This window comes from Avibacterium sp. 21-599 (assembly GCF_026226765.1).
Classification (GTDB): Bacteria; Pseudomonadota; Gammaproteobacteria; order Enterobacterales; family Pasteurellaceae; genus Avibacterium.
In genome coordinates this window covers 2,025,094-2,045,653 of record NZ_JAKKOB010000001.1, presented here as the reverse complement: position 1 = coordinate 2,045,653, position 20,560 = coordinate 2,025,094, and the positions used below count along the sequence as shown (strand labels likewise).

Below are 20,560 nucleotides of genomic sequence, written 5' to 3'. Positions count from 1 at the left end.
GTGTGGAAAAATGTTCTTATCCAAAACCATAAGGTAAAAGAAAGAATGTAATATAAATATATTCCTTGATAGTCTACAACCTTAGAATATCTAAATCTTCCTGTGCATACATATAACAAAAAGAAAGTAATTATAGCAAACCATTCAGCATTTCGTTTAATAAAAATATTTTTCATTTATGTCTCTCCACTATAGTTTTATAGTTATATCTGATAATTTTCTTAATTGGTCTCCTAGTTGATTGGGACGGCTAGTTATTTCTAGGTCCTTAAATTTACCAATTCCACCTTTAAGTACTTCACTTGAGCATTCAGTGCACCCCATAGGACCACAACTTCTATCTGCCTCTATATTACTTTTGATTCTTTCTCCTTCTTCGTCAGAAAGATAAAATATATGTGCATAAACATCTTCACCATCCTCTTTTTGATAATTAATATAATCTTCAAATGAAAAATCATTTCCTGATAATGTATAGCCACTGCCTGGGTAGATAATTTCGCCACTTTCTCTTTTGAAAAAATAACTTCCACTTGGGTCATATAATAAAGATTCGCTCTTATTTTGAGTGTTTTCAAGAATCATTCCTGTATGTGTACCAATACCCCAAACATTATAGAGATGAAATGAATCTTCCCATGTATTCTCATTCGTTATTACATAGAGAATATATTTTGGTCTTGATATTTTAATGGTTTCCACATAGTCATTTATTTTAAAATTTGCTTTTGATGTTTTGTTATTTACCATGTCCAGCTTCTCTCATCTAATTTATTAATATGTAACCGAATTTCAGCGTCAGCAGATTGTTCACTAAAATAGACAGGTGTTAATCCATTTTCATCTGTTATACCTTTCTGTTCGCTTTCTGGCAATTTGATTGTAAATGGCGTATTTTGGTAAGGTCTTCCTTCATCATCTAATAGATGGAACTGAAGCCGATAGAGTGGTTTTAATTCCCCTGTATTATCCGGCACTTGCAACTCCTTCTCCTGCATCCCAATATGCACGCCATCCAACCAAATGCCTTCTTCATTCATCAAAATCGTGTTTTTACCAAAGCGAAGGAGAATCTTTTCATTGTCCATCGTCAGGCTGGTTTGTTTGCCCACTTCAAGCTCAATACGGTCGTGTGCCGCGTTGAAAATCTCTTTCGCTTGGATAGCTTTAAGTAAGCTGATGGTTTCAAGATTGTTTCCCGCTAAGACGGTTTTGATGTCATTACCGGTGGTGATTTGGGTGGTTCTGCCTTGGTCAATTTGAGTGCGTTGGCTACCGTTAACCGTTAAAGTGCGGTGGTTTTTGATGTGATTTTTTTGGTCATGCTCAACCCGTGTGGTCATATCCCGCTGGGCGTGCATTTCAAATAATTCTCGGTTCGCGGCATCCTCAAAGAGAATGCTGTTGTAACCTTCCCCTTTGTAGGTTTTTGATTTAATGTGCATTTGGGTATAGGTGGCAGGCAGATTACCCGGAGGGATTTGTAGCTCATTATACACGCGTCCAATAATCAGCGGTTGGTCAGGGTCACCTTCTAAAAAACTCACCACCACTTCTTGCCCAACACGCGGAATGGCGAGCATTCCCCAGTTTTGCCCTGCCCAAGGTTGAGCAACACGTACCCAGCAGGAACTTCTGGAATCGTTGAATTCCCCTTTATCCCAATGAAATTTCACTTTCACTCGGCCTTGGTAATCCGTGAAAATTTCTTCCCCTTTGGGGCCTGTGACTACCGCAGTTTGTGTGCCACAGATTTGTGGTTTTTGAGGGAAATTACTACGGAAAGTTTTCTCCGGAGAAAGACATTCAAAACGATTAGTGATAAAGGTGGTGTTTTCACGTTGGCTAAAATGGCTTTCCTCTTCCAAGGCTTGCGGTTGTTCGCCATGATGTTGAATGTAAGTTAATTGCCAAGGCTGATTGAAGTCAGCACGAGGATGGCGATGAATGTGTAAGAGTTGGCCTATTCTTAAAGCTGGGTGATTACTTTCTCCCTCGCCCATATGGGCATCACGGCGTAAACTGTCGAGACGATATTGGGCAAAGCGTTCGCCACTGTCATTTTTATAGCGACCAGGGTAGTCGTAGTAAGGATAGTCTCCTTGAAATTGAATCTCTTCTTGTGTGCCTTGTAAGCCATATTCCGCATTCCAGTTTGGTTTTTTGAAGGTGTAATCTTTTAACAATACTTCAGAAGGACGAATTTGTTCGGTCCATTGGAAAGTACGGAGATGAGGGGCTTGGCGTAATACGGTAGGATTGGCATTATAGTCAAGGGAGAGGGTATCTTCCTTGGATAAACGATGGGCATCATCGTAAATAAAGAGCCGGTCAATTTGATTATGTTCATCTTCCGTACAAAAGAAAAACAAGCCTTCTTCACCGATAATCCGTTGGAAAAATTCATAATCGGTTTCGCGGTATTGCACACAATATTCCCGTCTTGTGCGGTAGGCGATATCAATGGTGTGAAAAAGCACATCGGAATCGCTCAGCAGGGTTTTTAAGATATCTTCAATGCTGGTATGTTGGAAAATACGAGAGCGTCTTTTTTGGGTTAATCGCCAGAGATGAGGGGAGAGGGTAAAGTGATAAAAGGTATAGCGTTCACCGGTTTTACCGAGTTTGATTTGTGTTACGATACCGGAGATATTCCGTTGTCGCTCACCATCTTGCCAGATGGAAAGGGTTGCAGCGCAGTCGAGTAGTGAACCAAATGGAAGCTGATTATGTTGTGTTGCCGCGACAATGGAGAGTTTAAAGAGGGAATTATAGCCTTCTTCGAAATCGAATTTGACAACACGGAAGGTGTCAGGCGGCAGTTGTGCTACTTCGAGGGTGAAGTGGAGATCGTTAGCAACGGAGAAGGTTGGTATTTTAGTCTCATTTCGGTACATAGGATACCCTTTTCATTGATATGCAATGGTTCATTTATCTTGATAATATAAATGAACTTAGGTGAATTCACAATTAATGAAAAGGAGATTTTCTTGGTATGCTGACAAAAGCGCAGTAGTTTTTCGCCTATTGCTTAATACTCAACAAATCATATTGAAATTGATAATTCTTATTGCCCCCAATTTGGTAAAGTTTTTGCTTTGTATGGCACAATTTTATAATTAGGTGATTTTGGCTCATCTAACCGTTCAATCACAATTTTTCCAAATCGATAAGGGTATTTATCCGTTTCTTGGTAATTATTGCGGCTCACACAAAAATCAAATTGGAGATGGGCTTTTTCATCTTTACGTTCAAATCGATAAATTGCATAGCAATTTTTTTCTATCGCTTCGAATCGCCCTGTTGCTTTAAAGTAAGAATCTGAATACCCGGCTAGGGAGGATAATGTGTTTTTTAAGAGAAGATCTTTTAAAAAGTATTTTTGTTTAAAAACTAGATTTAAGTCATCGAAATCTTTTTGAGTAAACTCTGAGTTCATTGCTATTCTTTCCGCAACGGGAAATATTGTTGCTGTTTTCCAGAAGTTTTTAGTTTTTTTATCAAAACTACTGTCATAATATCCATGAATTTCGAAATTTTCTTTTATTGACTTACCAAATAGATAAGAGTAAGTAAAGTATCCCTTGGTTATTGGAGTAAACAGTTTTTTAGGGACAATTTCTCCCCCTTCGAAATTTGAATTTAACTCTCTTAATACTGAATAAATACTATTTTTTTCTATTATTTCTATGTTTTTTTGAAGAAAGAACTTAAAGTCGGCTATGTTTCTTTTGGTAAATTGATATTTTTTAATTTCATTAATGTATATTATTGAAATATTGCCCCTCCCGGAACTTTCTTGTTTTTCTATAGAAGAAGCACTACTTCCATATGATGATGTAAGTAATAGAAATATTGCTAATAATACGCTTTTCATTTTTTTGCTCCTTTTTCTAAAATAATATCTTTCGGCATATTTTGAAAAAGGAGATTTTTCTTATTGCCATCTTTAATTGCATGAATAAACTTATTCCATTGCGTCTGTTGATCATCTAAGTCGATGATAAACTCTTGTATAAATTTTGATTTTTTCTTATATTCCTGCATTTGGTCATAAAACGCATAAGGATTAATCGCGTGGATATGCCCTGTCATCACAGCACTTCTTCCCCAAGGTAAATCAGGTAAAATATTTCCAATGGCATCATCCCTTACCACTTTTGCACAGGTATAATTGTTTGCAATATTATAATATTGCTCTCGTTGTTCTATTACGTTTCTGATTCGCACCACATTTTTATAAATGGCTTCATACTGCGCTTCGGTAATTTTTAATTGAAACAAGGTGACTTTTTCGGATATTCGGTAGTCGGCGGTCGCTATTCCATAAGCACGATTGAAGTCCTGTCCGAGTCCATAGCCGACCTGAGCGGCAGGATAAGGGGCTAACATCTGATTAATTTGTTCTTGGTCAGGGAGTTGATAGGTTTTTCTATATTCAGCTAATCGTTCAGCATCATTAGCTAAAGGGCCTACACTTAAGAAAATGGTGGCATTTAGGTTTTTAACCAAATACATAAATGCATGCCCAGGGTCAGAGAGTACCTGATGAACAGGCATGTCTGTTTCGAAATGTCCCTCATCATCCTCTATGGAAATTCGTTGATAAGCGGATTGTTGAGGCTTATTATCTTCCTCTTGATTTTGTTTCATTTCCTCTTCAAAATTAGGGTTAGTTAAAGGTGATTTATTGACCTCAAAGCCAAGTACAAGAAAATAAGCATCTTCAGCGTGTATCGTATAGCTGTTATTTTCAATGGGCTGTGTCTTGCTTTTTGTAATAATAGGAGTAATCATTTATTGTTCCTTATAGTTTTTCCCAATCAATTTGTACATCTACTTTTGTTTCGTCTTGAGTGTAAATCGGACGTGTTCTTCCTTCATTATCACTGATACCTGTTAAGGTTTTACCATCATAACGTATGATATAAGGCATATTTTTGTATGGATTACCCGATTTATCTTGAAGTATAAAGCTATGGCTATAGGGTTGAATGCCTTCTGTTAAAAAATTCTCTTTTTCAATTTCCTTCTCCTGCATCCCGATATGCACACCATCCAACCAAATCCCTTCTTCATTCATCAAAATCGTGTTTTTACCAAAGCGAAGGAGAATCTTTTCATTGTCCATCGTCAGGCTGGTTTGTTTGCCCACTTCAAGCTCAATACGGTCGTGTGCCGCGTTGAAAATCTCTTTCGCTTGGATAGCTTTAAGTAAGCTGATGGTTTCAAGATTGTTTCCCGCTAAGACGGTTTTGATGTCATTACCGGTGGTGATTTGGGTGGTTCTGCCTTGGTCAATTTGAGTGCGTTGGCTACCGTTAACCGTTAAAGTGCGGTGGTTTTTAATGTGATTTTTTTGGTCATGCTCAACCAGTGTGGTCATATCCCGCTGGGCATGCATTTCAAATAATTCTCGGTTCGCGGCATCTTCAAAGAGAATGCTGTTGTAACCTTCCCCCTTGTAGGTTTTTGATTTAATGTGCATTTGGGTATAGGTGGCAGGCAGATTACCCGGAGGAATTTGTAGCTCATTATACACGCGTCCAATAATCAGCGGTTGGTCAGGGTCGCCTTCTAAAAAGCTCACCACCACTTCTTGCCCAACACGCGGAATGGCGAGCATTCCCCAGTTTTGCCCCGCCCAAGGTTGAGCAACACGCACCCAGCAAGAACTTCTGGAATCGTTGAATTCCCCTTTATCCCAATGAAATTTCACTTTAACCCGGCCTTGGTAATCCGTGAAAATTTCTTCCCCTTTGGGGCCTGTGACTACCGCAGTTTGTGTGCCACAGATTTGTGGTTTTTGAGGGAAATTACTACGGAAAGTTTTCTCCGGAGAAAGACATTCAAAACGATTAGTGATAAAGGTGGTGTTTTCACGTTGACTAAAATGGCTTTCCTCTTCCAAGGCTTGCGGTTGTTCTCCATGATGTTGAATGTAAGTTAATTGCCAAGGCTGATTGAAGTCAGCACGAGGATGGCGATGAATGTGTAAGAGCTGACCTATCCTTAAAGCTGGGTGATTACTTTCTCCCTCGCCCGTATGGGCATCACGGCGTAAACTGTCGAGACGATATTGGGCAAAGCGTTCGCCACTGTCATTTTTATAGCGGCCAGGGTAGTCGTAGTAAGGGTAGTCTCCTTGGAATTGAATCTCTTCTTGCGTGCCTTGTAAGCCATATTCCGCATTCCAATTTGGTTTTTTGAAGGTGTAATCTTTTAACAACACTTCAGAAGGACGAATTTGTTCGGTCCATTGGAAGGTACGGAGATGAGGGGCTTGGCGTAATACGGTAGGATTGGCATTATAGTCAAGGGAGAGGGTATCTTCTTTGGATAAACGATGGGCATCATCGTAAATAAAGAGCCGGTCAATTTGATTATGTTCATCTTCCGTACAAAAGAAAAACAAGCCTTCTTCACCGATAATCCGTTGGAAAAATTCATAATCGGTTTCGCGGTATTGCACACAATATTCCCGTCTTGTGCGGTAGGCGATATCAATGGTGTGAAAAAGCACATCGGAATCGCTCAGCAGGGTTTTTAAGATATCTTCAATGCTGGTATGTTGGAAAATACGAGAGCGTCTTTTTTGGGTTAATCGCCAGAGATGAGGGGAGAGGGTAAAGTGATAAAAGGTATAGCGTTCACCGGTTTTACCGAGTTTGATTTGTGTGACGATACCGGAGATATTCCGTTGTCGCTCACCATCTTGCCAGATGGAAAGGGTTGCAGCGCAGTCGAGTAGTGAACCAAATGGAAGCTGATTATGTTGTGTTGCCGCGACAATGGAGAGTTTAAAGAGGGAATTATAGCCTTCTTCGAAATCGAATTTGACAACACGGAAGGTGTCAGGCGGCAGTTGTGCTACTTCGAGGGTGAAGTGGAGGTCTTTGGAGGTGAATAAGTCGAACATAATTTCTCCTTGTTAAATTCGTATTGATTTTTACTCTCTAATTGTCAATAACACATCGGGTTCTTGTACTGGATGACCTATAAAACTTGTCCAGCCAAGTAAACTATCTTGTTCGGTTCCTAAAACCATACCTGATACTTGCTCTTTTGCTAATCCTAATCTCAAATCCCAGGCAAATTGATCTTTTAATATAAAAGAGACAAAGGTAACGAGGGGGAGATAATTTTCTCCATTTGGTAAAAATGACAAAAATTCTTGCCGAGAAAGGTTGTTGAGCTGTAATTCAAATTTGCTTCCTCTGTTTGGCTTTCTGCTACCTAAGGTGAAATTTTCACCTAAACAAGAACGGCCTTTTGGTGGTTTCCCCGCTTCTTTTTTCATTAATCCTAATCGGTTTTGTTCATCTTCGATGATTTCAACATAACGAAAACACCAACTTTCTAGTGAGACGAACTCTAAATCAAAACAATGGGAAACTAAGTTACAAATGATTTCAGGGGAGCGAGCAGGACTAGATAAAATACCAGCATAAGCTAACATTTTGGAATGATTGACAGAGAGTTTGTTTCTGATACTTTTATAGCCAAGTCCAGCTAAGGCAAACATTCTGTTAGAATATTCGTCAGTTCCATTTGTTTGGTAGTTTATGTAGTAGCGATATTTTCGCCAAATTTGATGTAGTAATAACGATAGTCTATGGTTGAATAAGTCCATAAAATCAACTAATTTTGTCTCTTTATGAAGATATTCAGTGGCTAGACTATCTAGGTAATAGCCAGGTAGGGGCGATTGGCTACCATGCAAACCTAAAAAAGAAACTTGAAGTTCAAATGTTCCTTCCGGTAATTCTTTTAAGTTAGCGATATCTCTAATTGGGAAGCCTAATCCGGCTAGTGATGTTAGGCGAATAATTTCATCTTTAGGTAATAAACTTAAGCTTTCACTTGGATCAACCCCTTTGATTTTACATAATAGCTCCATTAGCCGATAGAAATTGTATCGGCTAATGTCTAGTTTTTGGGAGGCGGTGTTTACATCAATTGATGCTGTCCGATTTGAATAGGCCATTCATAGCTCGCTTGATTATCTAAATTTATTACTTTCAGTTTGTGAAATGAATTTACACTTGCGTAGAGAGAGAAGAATTGGGATAGCACAGTGCAAAATAAAAACATTTCACCTTCAGAGTTAAATTCGCTTTGTTTGATATATAAGGTAGATTGTAGTCCTCTAATAGAAACACTTTTAAATAATCGATCTATAGGCTTGGTGTCTATTGACTTAATCGCATCAAGTTTCTTTTGGGACATTTTGGCATTTCTCCTACTATGCCAGCTGGGCAGATCGTAGGTTCTAATAATCTCTTTTAATGCCTCAATTTCGAGTAACGATAAGTAGTTTAGTGAAGAATTGGAAATTAATTTCCAAGCGAGTGTTCCATCTAGTAATGGATGCAGTGGCATAGATGGACGAGTGATATTTTTAAATTCAACAATTGCTGGGTTTGTTTCTGTGCCAATGCAAATATCACCAACTTTTAAGTTGGTGGGTATTTCACGGTTAGTGCAAGTCACATTGATCGAGATGGATTCAGTTTTTCCTAAACTTATTACCTCATCGCCTCTTACAAAAGAAATATAATGATCAAATCCTTTTTCAAATAAGGCATCTTTAGCCCTTACTTTATAATAAAGCTCGGTTCGTCCCTTAGCATATTCAATTTGATGCTCAAAGCTTTCAAAAGGTAAGTAATGACGTGTGGAAGAATGACGAGGCCCTCTAGCTTTATTGTTCGTATTTTCAACATGGCTTGATACTTGATCTACTGAGAATATTTCATACCATTCAGGATGAGAATAACTTCCTTTTAGCAAATATTCATCTTTATCCCCATCGAATCTAAGCGGTTCACAACTATGCTTAAATAAATTTATTGCAGGTGTGCAATGTAGTCTAAAAGTTGATTTTCTGATTTGAACATCTGAAGACAATGGCTCAGAGAAATAGAGGTTTAATATAAACTGATTTGATTCATCAAGAGTATTTGGTAGTGGAGCGATACCATTTACGTCAAAGAACATGAAGCTTTCGGGAAAGCAGAAATATTCTTGTAAGATCCGATAACCACTGTAAGCATTTTTGGGGTAAGGTAAGAGTGCGTCTTCTTTATTAAATCCTGCAGGTGAAAAATTAAACTCAGGTAATGTTATTTTCTGGTCGTTGACAACAATCTCTGCACCTGTCAAGTAATAGCTAAACCATAGATATAGTTGCTGATTAGTGTAATCATCTGCCCCAAGATAAAAACGCAACTTATTTAAATCTAGTTCAGAGAACTTTAGTGGCGATTCACTAGAAAATACTAAGCTAATAATAGCTTGCTCGTTACTATTTAATACACTTGCATCCGAAAGAGAGAAGGGATTGAGCCAAACATCACGGCAAGTCTGAAATTGACATTGTAGTTTTTTGTCGGAGTTACCAGATACTATAGGACGGCTTAATAACGTGGTGCCTTTATTTACGACATCAAAACCTTTTGCGACTTTAGGGTTGGGAAAAAATTCAACGATAGTCATACTTGGTGTTGGGCGCAGATAATTTGGCCAGAGCATATTAATTAAACTATGAGTGAACTCTGGAAATTGATCTTCAATTTTAGCTCTTAAACTACCAGATAAAAAGGCAAAGCCTTCTAGTAATCGTTCAACATCGGGATCGGCACTTTTTTCAGATAAAAAATTAGCCAAATGAGGCTTTTCATTAGCAATTTCTTTACCTAATTCACGCAGATAATCTAATTCTTGTCTAAAATATTTTTCAAGAGACATAATCACATCTTAAGTAATGTTGCTCATATCTAGATAATAACGATGATCGTTATCTAGGTGTAAATTAAAGGCAATGTCTTTGGTGTAGTCTTCAAAGGATACTGTTGCCGTGACGTAAAAAAATAGGGTTAGAGGTTGCTCTTCATTAGGAAATGGTGTCACATTTACCGCGATGATTCGAGGCTCAAAATTCAAAATGCATTCTTGAATGATTTGGGATATTTTTTGATAGATATCTCCTGTATTACTCGTGGCATCATTTAAGTCCATAATGCCTAATTGGACCGCACTTTGTGATGTGCCTGGATGGGTATTAAGGATATTGTTAAGATTATGTTTTATTGACTCAATAAAAGTTTTGAGACCAGAATGGGAGAGAGGAGAAGGATTTACCTCCTTCCCCTGTATACGCTCAAATAAGCTAGCTGTACTATCTCGTTGCCAACTTAATAATGCCATTTTTCTATTCCTTGTCTAGACGACCAACAAGCGATAGTTCAAAGTTAGATCCCATATATTTAAAGTGTGGTCTTAATTTGATGGAAGACAAGAACCAACCTGGATCTCCCTCTACATCTGATACAGAAATAGATGCCGCTCTGAATGGACGACGACTACGAACATCTGCAGGTGGGTTTTCTTGATCAGCGACATATTGCTTGAGCCATTTATTTAACTCGGTTTGTAAATCAGTTGCTTCTTTCCAGCTACCAATTTGCTCACGTTGTAACACTTTTAAGAAATGAGCTACTCGAGTGATCATAAATGTATATGGTAATTGAGTACCTAATTTGTAGTTGGTTTCTGCTATTTTACCCTCTTTTGTATTTGGGAAAATTTTTGGTTTTTGAACAGAATTAGCAGAAAAGAATGCAGCATTATCACTACCTTTACGCATAGTTAATGCGATAAATCCTTCTTCCGCTAATTCAAATTCTCTTCTATCTGTAATAAGCACTTCTGTTGGGATCTTTGACTGAATTTGTCCCATCGCTTCATAAATATGAACTGGTAAATCATAGACCGCACCGCCACTTTGTGGGCCAATAATATTTGCACACCAACGATATTTAGCAAAACTATCCGTCAAGCAAGAAGCTAGTAAAAATGCGCTATTACCCCATAGATAGTGTTCGTGGTCTTTACTTACATCCTCTTCATAGCCAAAAGTTTTTACCGGATTGTCTGACACAGAGTAAGGTAAACGAACTAAGAAACGAGAGGCAGTTAATCCTAAACTACGAGAGTCTTCAGATTCTCGTAATGAACGCCACTTAGCATACATTGGTCCTTCAAACACTGATTTTAGATCTTTAATTGCAGGTAATTCAGTATAACTTTGAATACCAAAGAAAGCGGGGGATACGGAAGATATAAATGGGGCGTGAGCCATAGAACCTACAGCGCTCACATATTGCAAGAGTTTCATATCTGGGGATTTAGGGGTAAATTCATAGTTCCCAATCACGGCACCAATAGGTTCTCCACCAAATTGACCATAGCCAGAAGAATAAACGTGTTTATAAAAACCAGATTGAACAATTTCAGGTGCAAATTCGAAGTCATCGAGTAATTCTTCTTTTGTTGCATGAAAAACGTTAATCTTAATATTTTCTCTAAAGTCTGTTTTATCAACTAATAATTTTAATGAGCGCCAAGATGATTCTAAATTACGAAATTCATTGTGATGTAGAATCTCATCTACTTGGGCGCTTAATTTCCGATCAATCTCATTGATCATTTTATCTATTAATAACTTGTTTACTGGCTCTTCTTTAGAGCCTGTTTCTAAAATGTTACTAATAAAAGCAGCGACACCTTGTTTAGCAATATCATAGCCTTCACTATCTTCAGAAAGCCTTGTTTGAGCCATGATTTCATCAAGTAATGAGCCCGAGGTAGTGGTATTTTGTTCGATTTGTTCTGTTTGGATTTTATCAGCCATATCTAAAGTCCTCTGGTATGATCAACTATTTTTTATCAACTAAATTTAATTCTGCAAGTAATTGAGCTCGGGATTGCTCATCTTCGAGTAGTTCTGCGATTCTAGCTCGAAAAGCCGGAACATTCCCAAGTGGTCCTTTGACGGCAGTTAATGCTTCTCTTAATTCAAGCAATTTACGTAATTCTGGAACGGATTTAACAATGTTATCTGGAGAGAAGTCATTAAGAGATTTGATGTCTAATTGCACATTAATTTCATCATCTGGTGATGCGTTATCGGATAATTTGTTTGCAACATTAATATTCAAACCAATTTCCATTTCTTCCATAACTGAAGAAAAATTGTTTTTATCAATAGAAATCATTGATCGCTCTTCTATAGATGAGTCTTCTGCTTTTCCCTTCATATCACCAACAACTAAGAGATTTAATGGTAATTCAACTTCGGCAGTTTCACCGCCTGTTGCTGGGACGTATTTAATATTGATTCGCTCTTTAGGTGCAACAGAACCTTCTTTTTTACTCATAGCATTATCCTTCTTTAATTGTATAGAATGAAAAGGGGGTATACATGGTATATAGACCATCTACAAATTTAGTATATCAAAATTCTGGTTCTTTAATAGAGTGTTTTTTAAGCTTTTTGTTGTTTTTTTAGATAAAAAACGACATACTAATATACAAGAAATCATCTTTTTTGATTTCTGACGTCAATAATTATTTATTACATTAGTGAGGACAACTACTATGCCAACTCCATGTTACGTTTCAATTACAGGAAAAACCCAAGGTAATATCACAGCTGGTGCGTTTACGGCTGATTCTGTGGGAAATATTTTTGTTGAAGGTCATGAAGATCAAATGTTGGTTCAGCAGGTTAAACACCAAGTGACCGTACCAACGGATCCACAATCAGGTCAACCATCAGGTCAACGTGCACATAAACCATTAATTTTAACGGTAGCCCTAAATAAAGCAGTTCCATTACTTTATAATGCGTTAGCTTCAGGAGAAATGCTACCGAAAGTAGAATTAAAATGGTATCGCACATCAGTTGAAGGCAAACAAGAGCATTACTTCACAACTACATTAGAAGATGCAACTATTGTTAATATGGATCTTTTAATGCCACATGCACAGGATCCTTCTCAAAAAGAGTTTACTCAATTACTTGATGTCTTTTTAGCTTACCGAAAAATCACTTGGGAGCATACTGTAGCAGGTACATCAGGTTCAGATGACTGGCGTACACCAATTGAAGCTTAATTAACTAGATTAGCTACGAGTATGGTGTGTCAAGCACACCATACTTTATTATAGCTACTATATTAAAGGTCCATCACCTAACTTAATTTAAATACTCAATGTTTGGGATTGAGTATAAGGATGGCTTTTATCGACCTTTGCATGATTTTATGCCACACGATAATCTAAAGTTTTCTGTTCAGCTTCTTTTATTAAGGCCTCATTCAATTATTTAATTCGAGTGGGAAGTCTCTTTCTTTTATAATTCTATTTGATCTTAAAGTTCCTGCGTCAATATTGATTTTTTCTTTGTCATTGATTATTCTTACTTTTAAGCTGTAAAAGATAAGAAAATGTAGCAGAGATGAATAGGTTAAATCTTTTTCAAATGCTATATAATATTACGAATATCTATTTACTATTTTTTTTCTTGTTTGCTTTGTCTTTTATAATACATGGTTCCTGAAATATCAAATAATGTATATAGGTGTTATTTATAACTAATTGGAATCCTACCTATAGCCATGTAATGAGTTACTCCCTTAAAGATCGAGTATGCTCTCGCATTTATTATCTGAAAAAATGAAATAAAAATTGATTGCTTAGTATATTTTGGATAGATATATTACGAGCTAGTCAACGTTTTATCTAGAATAGGGATGTATATGTATATTGGTCATCGTTTAAAAGAAGAAAGACAGAGAATGGGGTTAACTCAAAGAGCATTTGCAAAATTAGGAGGTGTTAGATCACAAGCTCAGTTCAAATATGAGCATAATCGAATTATGCCTAGAGTCGACTATTTAATGAAGCTAGGATTAGAGGGTGTTGATATTAATTATATACTTTTTGGTGAGAGGGGGGTTATAGCAATAAATAAAGAAGAGAAGTGTTTGCTGGATTTATTACGAAACTCAAAGGATATAAGAGATTTTATCCTGCATGGAGTAAATTATTTTAAATCGATAGAAATTTAGTATATTAGAAATTTTTTAATTAGAATATTAAAGGAACCTTAATTATGGCGGTAGGTAATATTACATTTGAAGAGTTATTACAAAATTTTTTTATATAAGTATCTCCGAGGAGATACAATTAAGAGTTATCAGAAAGCTATTAGACTCTTACAGAGAAATTGCAATGTTATGTATCCAAATGAAATCTCTAGTTTATTGCTTTTAGATTGGAGAAGAACCGCGGTTGGGAGTAATATTAAACCAATCACATGGAATAGCTATTTGCGCCACATCAAAGCAATCTATAAATTTGGAATTGAACAAAATTTATTAGATTATCAAGATAATCCTTGTAATAAATTATTTTTAAGAGAGGGAAAAGCTAAGCGGAAAATTTTGTCTAGTACAGAACTAGCAAAGTTAGATTTTTTTCTGCAAGGTGCACATAATTTGCCAGGTATCTTGAATCCTGTATGGTTTGTTGAAACGTTAATAAAGACATTCAGATATACAGCAATTCGCCGAGCTCAATTAATAAAATTAAAGGTTGGTGATATAGATTTAGTGAGTAGAATTATTCATATATCTCCCGAAATAAATAAAAATCATCATTCACACACAATTCCTATTTCAGATAAGTTGTTTCCTTATCTTCAGAACCTTATCCTTGAATTAAAGCGAGCAAATCAAACTAATGATTGTCAGTTATTTAACTTTAATCTCTTTTGCCCTTTGTCCAGGAATAGAGCTAAAAATACCAGTGAACATCAAATAAGCCATATATTTAAAGTTATATCTCGTTCTGTTGGGTTCAATGTATCTCCACATAGATTTAGGCACACAGTTGCAACAAATTTAATGAAGAATCCTAATAATCTTTACGTAGCCAAGCAGTTATTGGGGCACAGGGATATTAAGGTAACACTAACTTACATAGAAGACGATGTGGAAATGATTAGAGACACTGTAAATTCAGCATTATTATAAAAAGTTAATGTCCAGCCTTTACAAGCCTTGGAATTTGTGTAAGATCAAGTTATCTATTTAGCAATAGATCTTGTGGTAGTATTGGCTGGATCTTCCACTTGAAGAGCTATTAGAGTTAATGGGCTATACAAGGGATTTAAAATCCCTCGACTTTCGAGTCGTGGCGGTTCAAGTCCGCCCTCGGGCACCATTTAAAATATCAAGTAAATCAATAAGATAATTGTAAATTCAGCTTTTCTATTCGTCATTTACGTTTATATAGAGTAATTTTCTTTTTGTATCTACTATAAAATTATAAGAAGTATTACAAAACCTATTAACTATTGGATAAGCAAGGTTTTTTCTAAAACTGTTCAATCTCACTAAATTCTTCCTAGGTTTTTTTACCAGAATAACCTTCATTCAGCGTAATTTTTTCTTTAAAGAATATTAATAAGGTGAGAGTTAATAATTTCTTAAATTTTATGGCGGCTTAATGATGTAATTGCTTCGTTTTTTCTTCATTTCTATACTCTTGTGAGCTTAAATAAGGGGTATTTCAAGTTTTTTTAGAAAAGATAAACTTGCTATTTTATAGATAAAATGATTAATTCACTTTTTAGTAAAGGGGGAATATTTGCTGTATATGAGAGGGATTTGTAAAGTAAGAAAAATGGGCAGTAAGCCCATTTTGGTGATTAATGTTCTCTTGTTTTAAAGAAAGTGATGTCAGGATAACGCTCTTGAGTCAGGTTCAGATTGACCATTGTTGGGGCGATATAGGTGAGATTATCCCCTCCATCTAAAGCAAGATTTTGTTCATTTTTGCGTTTAAATTCTTCAAATTTTTTCACATCATCAGCTTCCACCCAGCGTGAAGTGGCGACATTTACGGTTTCGTAAATGGCTTCGACGTTATATTCAGATTTTAAGCGAGCGACAACCACATCAAATTGCAACACCCCTACCGCACCAACGATAAGATCATTATTGGTGAGAGGGCGGAAAACTTGCACAGCGCCTTCTTCTGAGAGTTGTACTAAACCTTTGAGTAATTGTTTTTGTTTGAGTGGATCTTTAAGGCGAATACGGCGGAATAATTCTGGGGCAAAGTTTGGAATGCCAGTGAATTTTAATTCTTCCCCTTGCGTGAAAGTATCGCCAATTTGAATCGTGCCATGGTTATGTAAACCGATAATATCCCCCGCATAGGCTTCTTCAGCGTGAGTACGATCGCCTGCCATAAAGGTAAGTGCATCTGAAATCACGACATCTTTACCGATACGAACGTGGCGTAGTTTCATCCCTTTTTCATATTTTCCTGAAACAACACGCATAAATGCAACACGGTCGCGGTGCTTTGGATCCATATTGGCTTGGATTTTAAAGACAAAGCCAGTAAGCTTTTCTTCACTGCTTTCTACGATTCGGGTATCTGTTTGACGAGCTTGTGGTATTGGCGCCCATTCAGTTAGACCATCAAGGAAATGATCAACCCCGAAATTACCTAGTGCTGTACCAAAGAATACAGGGGTCAATTCGCCAGAAAGGAAAAGTGATAGATCAAATTCATTAGATGCGCCTTGTACCAGTTCTAATTCATCACGCAATTGCTGTGCTAAATCTGTGCCTACTGCTTGATCTAATTCAGGATTATCAAGACCTTTCACCACGCGAACTTGTTGAATCGTATGCCCTTGCCCTGTTTGGTAAAGATAGGTTTCATCTTTATAAAGATGATAGACACCCTTAAATAATTTACCGCAACCAATCGGCCAAGTAATCGGCGCACAATGAATATTGAGTACGCTTTCTACTTCATCTAATAATTCCATCGGATCACGAATATCGCGGTCCAATTTATTCATAAAAGTGAGAATTGGCGTATCACGCAAGCGAGTGACTTCCATTAGTTTAATGGTACGCTCTTCAACCCCTTTGGCACTGTCTATCACCATTAAACAGCTATCTACTGCGGTTAATGTGCGGTAAGTATCTTCAGAGAAGTCTTCGTGTCCTGGGGTATCTAATAAATTGACTAGGCAATTATTGTAAGGAAATTGCATGACAGAAGTGGTAATGGAAATTCCACGTTGCTTTTCCATTTCCATCCAGTCTGATTTGGCGTGTTGCGCAGAACCTTTCCCTTTCACTGACCCTGCTTTTTGAATCGCATTTCCATAAAGCAATACTTTTTCTGTGATAGTGGTTTTACCGGCATCGGGGTGAGAAATAATGGCAAAAGTTCTACGTTTATTAACTTGTTGTGGATAATCGTTTAAAGACATAGGTTATTATTCGTTATACTGAAAAAAAATGAGGGTTATTTTCCCTGATCTTTGTGTGATTCTCAATACTTTCTTTTTCTTTTCTCTTTGTAATAAGGATTTATTCAATTATTCTAAAAAAATAAGCAAACGTTTGCGTAAATTAATTAAAAGTGCGGTACAATATTCGGCAGTTTTTTTATGAGCTAAACGAGGTAAAAATGAGCGAATTAAGTCTAAAAAAAATTTATTCAGGCAAAGTGCGTGATCTCTATGAAATTGACGACAAACGAATGTTAATGGTGGCAACCGATCGTTTATCGGCATTTGATGTGATTTTAGATGATCCCATTCCACGCAAAGGCGAAATTCTTACCCAAATTTCTAACTTCTGGTTTAATAAATTAGCCCCTATTATGCCAAATCATTTTACTGGCGATAGTGTCTATGATGTATTACCAAAAGCGGAAGCTGATTTAGTCAAAGATCGTGCTGTTGTATGTCAGCGTTTAACGCCAATTAAAATTGAATCTATTGTTCGTGGCTACCTCACGGGAAGTGGCTTAAAAGATTACTTACAAACAGGAACGATCTGTGGGCTTGAATTACCGAAAGGTTTGCAAGAAGCGAGCAAATTGCCAGAGCCAATTTTTACCCCGTCAAGTAAAGAAGAAGTGGGCAATCACGACATCAATATTAGCTATGCCGAATGTGAAGCGCTCATTGGGGCGGAATTAGCGGCGCAAGTGAAAGAAAAAGCCCTAGCACTTTACAAAGCGGCGGCAGAATATGCCTTAACCAAAGGCATTATCATTTGTGATACCAAATTTGAATTTGGACTAGATGAAAACGGCACGCTTACTTTAATGGACGAAGTGCTAACACCGGATTCTAGCCGTTTTTGGTCGGTGGACAGCTACCAAGAAGGCATAAATCCGCCTTCTTTTGATAAACAATTTATCCGTGATTGGCTGGAAAACAGCGGTTGGAATAAAGAACCGCCCGCTCCAAAAGTTCCTGCTGAGGTGATCCAAAAAACGGTGGATAAATACCAAGAAGCATTGGATTTATTGACGAAATAATCAATCTGGAAGCAAATTATTTTCAAGTGCGGTGCTTTTTCGGCTAGAATTGACGACACAATAATTGGATTACCGAGGTAATATGCGATCTGTTGCAATCGTTGGATTAGGTTGGTTAGGGTTGCCCCTTGCTCGCCATTTAAAACATTTAGGCTGGACAGTAAAAGGCACGAAACGTACACACGATGAGGTGGAACAAATGCGCTTAATGCGATTGGAAACCTATCACTTGTTGCTTGAGCCTGAAATCAATGCCGATCCTGATGATTTATCTGCGCTTTTGGCCGTGGATAGCTTGGTGATAAATATTCCGCCAAGCCAATATTTTTTTGATGTCAAAGATTATGTGCAAGGCATTAAAAATTTGGTCAATGAGGCGCTAAATCACGGTGTTCAGCATTTTATTTTTATTAGTTCCAGTTCCGTTTTTCCGATGCAAAGTGGGCATTTTGATGAAGCGCAGTTGCCACAACCTGACAGTGAAATTGGGCAGGGCTTGCTTGAAATTGAAAAATGGCTAGCCACATTGCCCAATGTTGATTGCGATATTATCCGCTTTGCAGGGCTTGTGGGGGCAGATCGCCATCCAGTTTATGCGTTAGCAAATAAGCAAGACGTGAAACAAGGTAACACGCCAGTCAATTTAGTGCATATTGATGATTGTGCGAGAGCGATTCAGCTTTTGCTTGAAACCCCAAGTGGGCAGCGTCTGTATCATCTTTCTGCACCTTGTCATCCGACCAAAGCGCAATATTATGGGAAAATGGCGGAAAAACTTGGTGTAATTGCACCGCACTTTATTTGTTCATCTACGGACCCAAGGCGAATTATTGAAGGCAATAAAATTTGCCAAGAATTAGATTTTGTTTATCAATATCCTGATCCAGACTTAATGCTTCCAGAAGCAAAATCGCTTTAATGCCTAATGGACTTTAAAGACGATTTCATTGATAATAAGCCGATTTAACATTACTCACACAAAAGCAACAACTAAGGTATTACTATGTCAAACACGATTTTACAAAACCTTCCAGTCGGACAAAAAGTTGGGATTGCCTTTTCTGGCGGATTAGATACCAGTGCCGCATTGCTTTGGATGCGTCAAAATGGGGCAATTCCTTATGCATATACGGCAAATTTAGGTCAGCCTGATGAAGAAGATTACAATGCCATTCCACGCAAAGCGATGGAATATGGTGCGGAAAACGCACGTTTAATCGACTGTCGTAGCCAGCTTGCGCACGAAGGGATTGCGGCGATCCAATGTGGGGCATTTCATATTTCTACAGGGGGCGCAACTTACTTCAACACCACACCATTAGGTCGTGCGGTAACAGGAACAATGCTGGTTTCCGCAATGAAAGAAGATGATGTCAATATCTGGGGCGATGGAAGCACCTTCAAAGGGAATGATATTGAGCGTTTTTATCGTTACGGTTTATTAACTAACCCAAATTTAAAAATTTATAAACCTTGGTTAGATGATCGCTTTATTGAGGAACTCGGCGGTCGCCACGAGATGTCAGAATTCTTAATCGCTAATGGTTTTGAATATAAAATGTCTGTCGAAAAAGCCTACTCAACAGATTCTAATATGCTGGGGGCGACACACGAGGCGAAAGATCTCGAATTATTAAGCCGTGGCATTCGTATTGTGAATCCAATTATGGGCGTACCATTCTGGCGTGAAGAAGTAGAAATTAAACCTGAAGAAGTTACGGTTCGCTTTGAAGAAGGCGTGCCAGTGGCATTAAATGGTAAATCATTTAGCGATTCAGTCGAACTCTTCCTTGAAGCAAACCGCATTGGTGGTCGCCACGGTTTAGGAATGTCAGACCAAATTGAAAACCGCATTATTGAGGCAAAATCTCGCGGTATTTATGAAGCGCCGGGAATGGCATTATTACATATTGCCTACGAGCGTTTGCTCAGTGCAATCCACAATGAAGACACCATTGAACAATACCGCATTAACGGTTTACGTCTAGGTCGTTTATTGTATCAAGGTCGCTGGTTCGATCCGCAAGCATTAATGTTGCGTGAAACTGCGCAGCGTTGGGTTGCGCGTGCGATCACTGGTGAAGTTACTCTTGAACTACGCCGTGGCAATGATTATTCCATCTTAAACACGTCATCAGCGAACAGCACCTATCACCCAGAACGTTTAAGTATGGAAAAAATTGAAAATGCCCCATTCGATCCATTAGATCGCATCGGTCAATTAACAATGCGTAACTTAGATATTGTCGATACCCGTGATAAATTAGGTATTTATACCCAAACTGGTTTGTTAAGCATTTCAAAAGACTCTTTTTTACCACAGTTAAATAATAAAAAAGATTAATTAAAA

17 protein-coding genes are annotated in these 20,560 nt (G+C 37.6%); 6 read left to right on the top strand and 11 right to left on the bottom strand.

Annotation, left to right across the window (positions count from 1 at the left end; genetic code table 11):
- Positions 1-189 precede the first annotated feature (189 nt).
- The 10 genes from L5B83_RS09755 to tssB all read right to left on the bottom strand — a co-directional run bounded on the left by L5B83_RS09755 (position 190) and on the right by tssB (position 12,221).
- Positions 190-750, bottom strand: coding sequence for a hypothetical protein (locus L5B83_RS09755; protein ID WP_250349999.1), 561 nt, complete (start codon positions 748-750; stop codon positions 190-192).
- Positions 744-2,897, bottom strand: a complete 2,154-nt coding sequence (locus L5B83_RS09750; protein ID WP_265778333.1) for a type VI secretion system Vgr family protein — start codon at positions 2,895-2,897, stop codon at positions 744-746. Before L5B83_RS09750 ends, L5B83_RS09755 begins: the two co-directional genes overlap by 7 nt.
- A gap of 170 nt (positions 2,898-3,067) precedes the next feature.
- Positions 3,068-3,877 (bottom strand): hypothetical protein, encoded by an 810-nt coding sequence (locus L5B83_RS09745; RefSeq protein ID WP_265778332.1) that lies wholly within the window; start codon positions 3,875-3,877, stop codon positions 3,068-3,070.
- Entirely contained in the window at positions 3,874-4,797 is a 924-nt protein-coding gene (locus L5B83_RS09740) for a hypothetical protein (protein WP_265778331.1), read from the bottom strand. Before L5B83_RS09740 ends, L5B83_RS09745 begins: the two co-directional genes overlap by 4 nt.
- 10 nt (positions 4,798-4,807) lie before the next feature.
- Positions 4,808-6,919: a type VI secretion system Vgr family protein gene (locus L5B83_RS09735; RefSeq protein WP_265778330.1), complete on the bottom strand. Its 2,112-nt coding sequence runs from the start codon at positions 6,917-6,919 to the stop codon at positions 4,808-4,810.
- A 30-nt stretch (positions 6,920-6,949) separates the two neighbouring features.
- A complete protein-coding gene (tssG, locus tag L5B83_RS09730; protein WP_250350005.1) occupies positions 6,950-7,987 on the bottom strand; it encodes a type VI secretion system baseplate subunit TssG in 1,038 nt (345 codons plus the stop codon).
- Positions 7,951-9,750 (bottom strand): type VI secretion system baseplate subunit TssF, encoded by a 1,800-nt coding sequence (gene tssF / locus L5B83_RS09725; protein WP_265778329.1) that lies wholly within the window; start codon positions 9,748-9,750, stop codon positions 7,951-7,953. The genes tssG and tssF overlap by 37 nt, the downstream gene beginning before the upstream one ends.
- Positions 9,751-9,759: 9 nt before the next feature.
- Positions 9,760-10,209 carry a type VI secretion system baseplate subunit TssE gene (tssE, locus tag L5B83_RS09720; protein WP_250350007.1) on the bottom strand — a complete coding sequence of 150 codons (450 nt, stop codon included), beginning with the start codon at positions 10,207-10,209 and terminating at the stop codon, positions 9,760-9,762.
- Between the two features lie 4 nt (positions 10,210-10,213).
- Positions 10,214-11,695, bottom strand: a complete 1,482-nt coding sequence (gene tssC, locus L5B83_RS09715) for a type VI secretion system contractile sheath large subunit (protein ID WP_250350008.1) — start codon at positions 11,693-11,695, stop codon at positions 10,214-10,216.
- 25 nt (positions 11,696-11,720) lie between these two features.
- Positions 11,721-12,221: a type VI secretion system contractile sheath small subunit gene (gene tssB, locus L5B83_RS09710; RefSeq protein WP_250350009.1), complete on the bottom strand. Its 501-nt coding sequence runs from the start codon at positions 12,219-12,221 to the stop codon at positions 11,721-11,723.
- Positions 12,222-12,441: 220 nt separating this feature from the next.
- On the opposite strand from tssB, the gene L5B83_RS09705 reads away from it, so the two are divergent.
- From L5B83_RS09705 to L5B83_RS09695, 3 genes are all read left to right on the top strand, one after another.
- Complete coding sequence (locus L5B83_RS09705; RefSeq protein ID WP_250350010.1) at positions 12,442-12,960, top strand: Hcp family type VI secretion system effector; 519 nt, start codon at positions 12,442-12,444, stop codon at positions 12,958-12,960.
- 644 nt (positions 12,961-13,604) lie between these two features.
- Positions 13,605-13,916, top strand: coding sequence for a helix-turn-helix domain-containing protein (locus L5B83_RS09700; protein ID WP_250350011.1), 312 nt, complete (start codon positions 13,605-13,607; stop codon positions 13,914-13,916).
- A 66-nt stretch (positions 13,917-13,982) separates the two neighbouring features.
- Complete coding sequence (locus tag L5B83_RS09695; RefSeq protein ID WP_103855534.1) at positions 13,983-14,882, top strand: tyrosine-type recombinase/integrase; 900 nt, start codon at positions 13,983-13,985, stop codon at positions 14,880-14,882.
- Positions 14,883-15,559: 677 nt separating this feature from the next.
- Here the strand turns inward: L5B83_RS09695 and prfC are convergent.
- On the bottom strand, positions 15,560-17,149 hold the full coding sequence (gene prfC, locus L5B83_RS09690; RefSeq protein WP_265778328.1) for a peptide chain release factor 3: 1,590 nt from the start codon (positions 17,147-17,149) through the stop codon (positions 15,560-15,562).
- A gap of 200 nt (positions 17,150-17,349) precedes the next feature.
- Between prfC and L5B83_RS09685 the strand changes: the two genes are divergently transcribed.
- The 3 genes from L5B83_RS09685 to argG all read left to right on the top strand — a co-directional run bounded on the left by L5B83_RS09685 (position 17,350) and on the right by argG (position 20,554).
- Positions 17,350-18,210, top strand: a complete 861-nt coding sequence (locus L5B83_RS09685; protein ID WP_250363405.1) for a phosphoribosylaminoimidazolesuccinocarboxamide synthase — start codon at positions 17,350-17,352, stop codon at positions 18,208-18,210.
- An 82-nt stretch (positions 18,211-18,292) separates the two neighbouring features.
- On the top strand, positions 18,293-19,129 hold the full coding sequence (locus L5B83_RS09680; protein ID WP_265778327.1) for an SDR family oxidoreductase: 837 nt from the start codon (positions 18,293-18,295) through the stop codon (positions 19,127-19,129).
- 84 nt (positions 19,130-19,213) lie between these two features.
- Positions 19,214-20,554 carry an argininosuccinate synthase gene (gene argG, locus L5B83_RS09675; RefSeq protein ID WP_265778326.1) on the top strand — a complete coding sequence of 447 codons (1,341 nt, stop codon included), beginning with the start codon at positions 19,214-19,216 and terminating at the stop codon, positions 20,552-20,554.
- Positions 20,555-20,560 lie beyond the last annotated feature (6 nt).

Coding starts and splice junctions, on each gene's coding strand:
- L5B83_RS09700 (WP_250350011.1), top strand. CDS start 13,605: ATGTATATTGGTCATCGTTTAAAAGAAGAAAGACAGAGAATGGGGTTA.
- L5B83_RS09735 (WP_265778330.1), bottom strand. CDS start 6,919: ATGTTCGACTTATTCACCTCCAAAGACCTCCACTTCACCCTCGAAGTA.
- L5B83_RS09750 (WP_265778333.1), bottom strand. CDS start 2,897: ATGTACCGAAATGAGACTAAAATACCAACCTTCTCCGTTGCTAACGAT.
- L5B83_RS09685 (WP_250363405.1), top strand. CDS start 17,350: ATGAGCGAATTAAGTCTAAAAAAAATTTATTCAGGCAAAGTGCGTGAT.
- L5B83_RS09740 (WP_265778331.1), bottom strand. CDS start 4,797: ATGATTACTCCTATTATTACAAAAAGCAAGACACAGCCCATTGAAAAT.
- tssE (WP_250350007.1), bottom strand. CDS start 10,209: ATGGCATTATTAAGTTGGCAACGAGATAGTACAGCTAGCTTATTTGAG.
- tssB (WP_250350009.1), bottom strand. CDS start 12,221: ATGAGTAAAAAAGAAGGTTCTGTTGCACCTAAAGAGCGAATCAATATT.
- prfC (WP_265778328.1), bottom strand. CDS start 17,149: ATGTCTTTAAACGATTATCCACAACAAGTTAATAAACGTAGAACTTTT.
- L5B83_RS09705 (WP_250350010.1), top strand. CDS start 12,442: ATGCCAACTCCATGTTACGTTTCAATTACAGGAAAAACCCAAGGTAAT.
- tssF (WP_265778329.1), bottom strand. CDS start 9,750: ATGTCTCTTGAAAAATATTTTAGACAAGAATTAGATTATCTGCGTGAA.
- L5B83_RS09755 (WP_250349999.1), bottom strand. CDS start 750: ATGGTAAATAACAAAACATCAAAAGCAAATTTTAAAATAAATGACTAT.
- tssC (WP_250350008.1), bottom strand. CDS start 11,695: ATGGCTGATAAAATCCAAACAGAACAAATCGAACAAAATACCACTACC.
- argG (WP_265778326.1), top strand. CDS start 19,214: ATGTCAAACACGATTTTACAAAACCTTCCAGTCGGACAAAAAGTTGGG.
- L5B83_RS09680 (WP_265778327.1), top strand. CDS start 18,293: ATGCGATCTGTTGCAATCGTTGGATTAGGTTGGTTAGGGTTGCCCCTT.
- L5B83_RS09745 (WP_265778332.1), bottom strand. CDS start 3,877: ATGAAAAGCGTATTATTAGCAATATTTCTATTACTTACATCATCATAT.
- tssG (WP_250350005.1), bottom strand. CDS start 7,987: ATGGCCTATTCAAATCGGACAGCATCAATTGATGTAAACACCGCCTCC.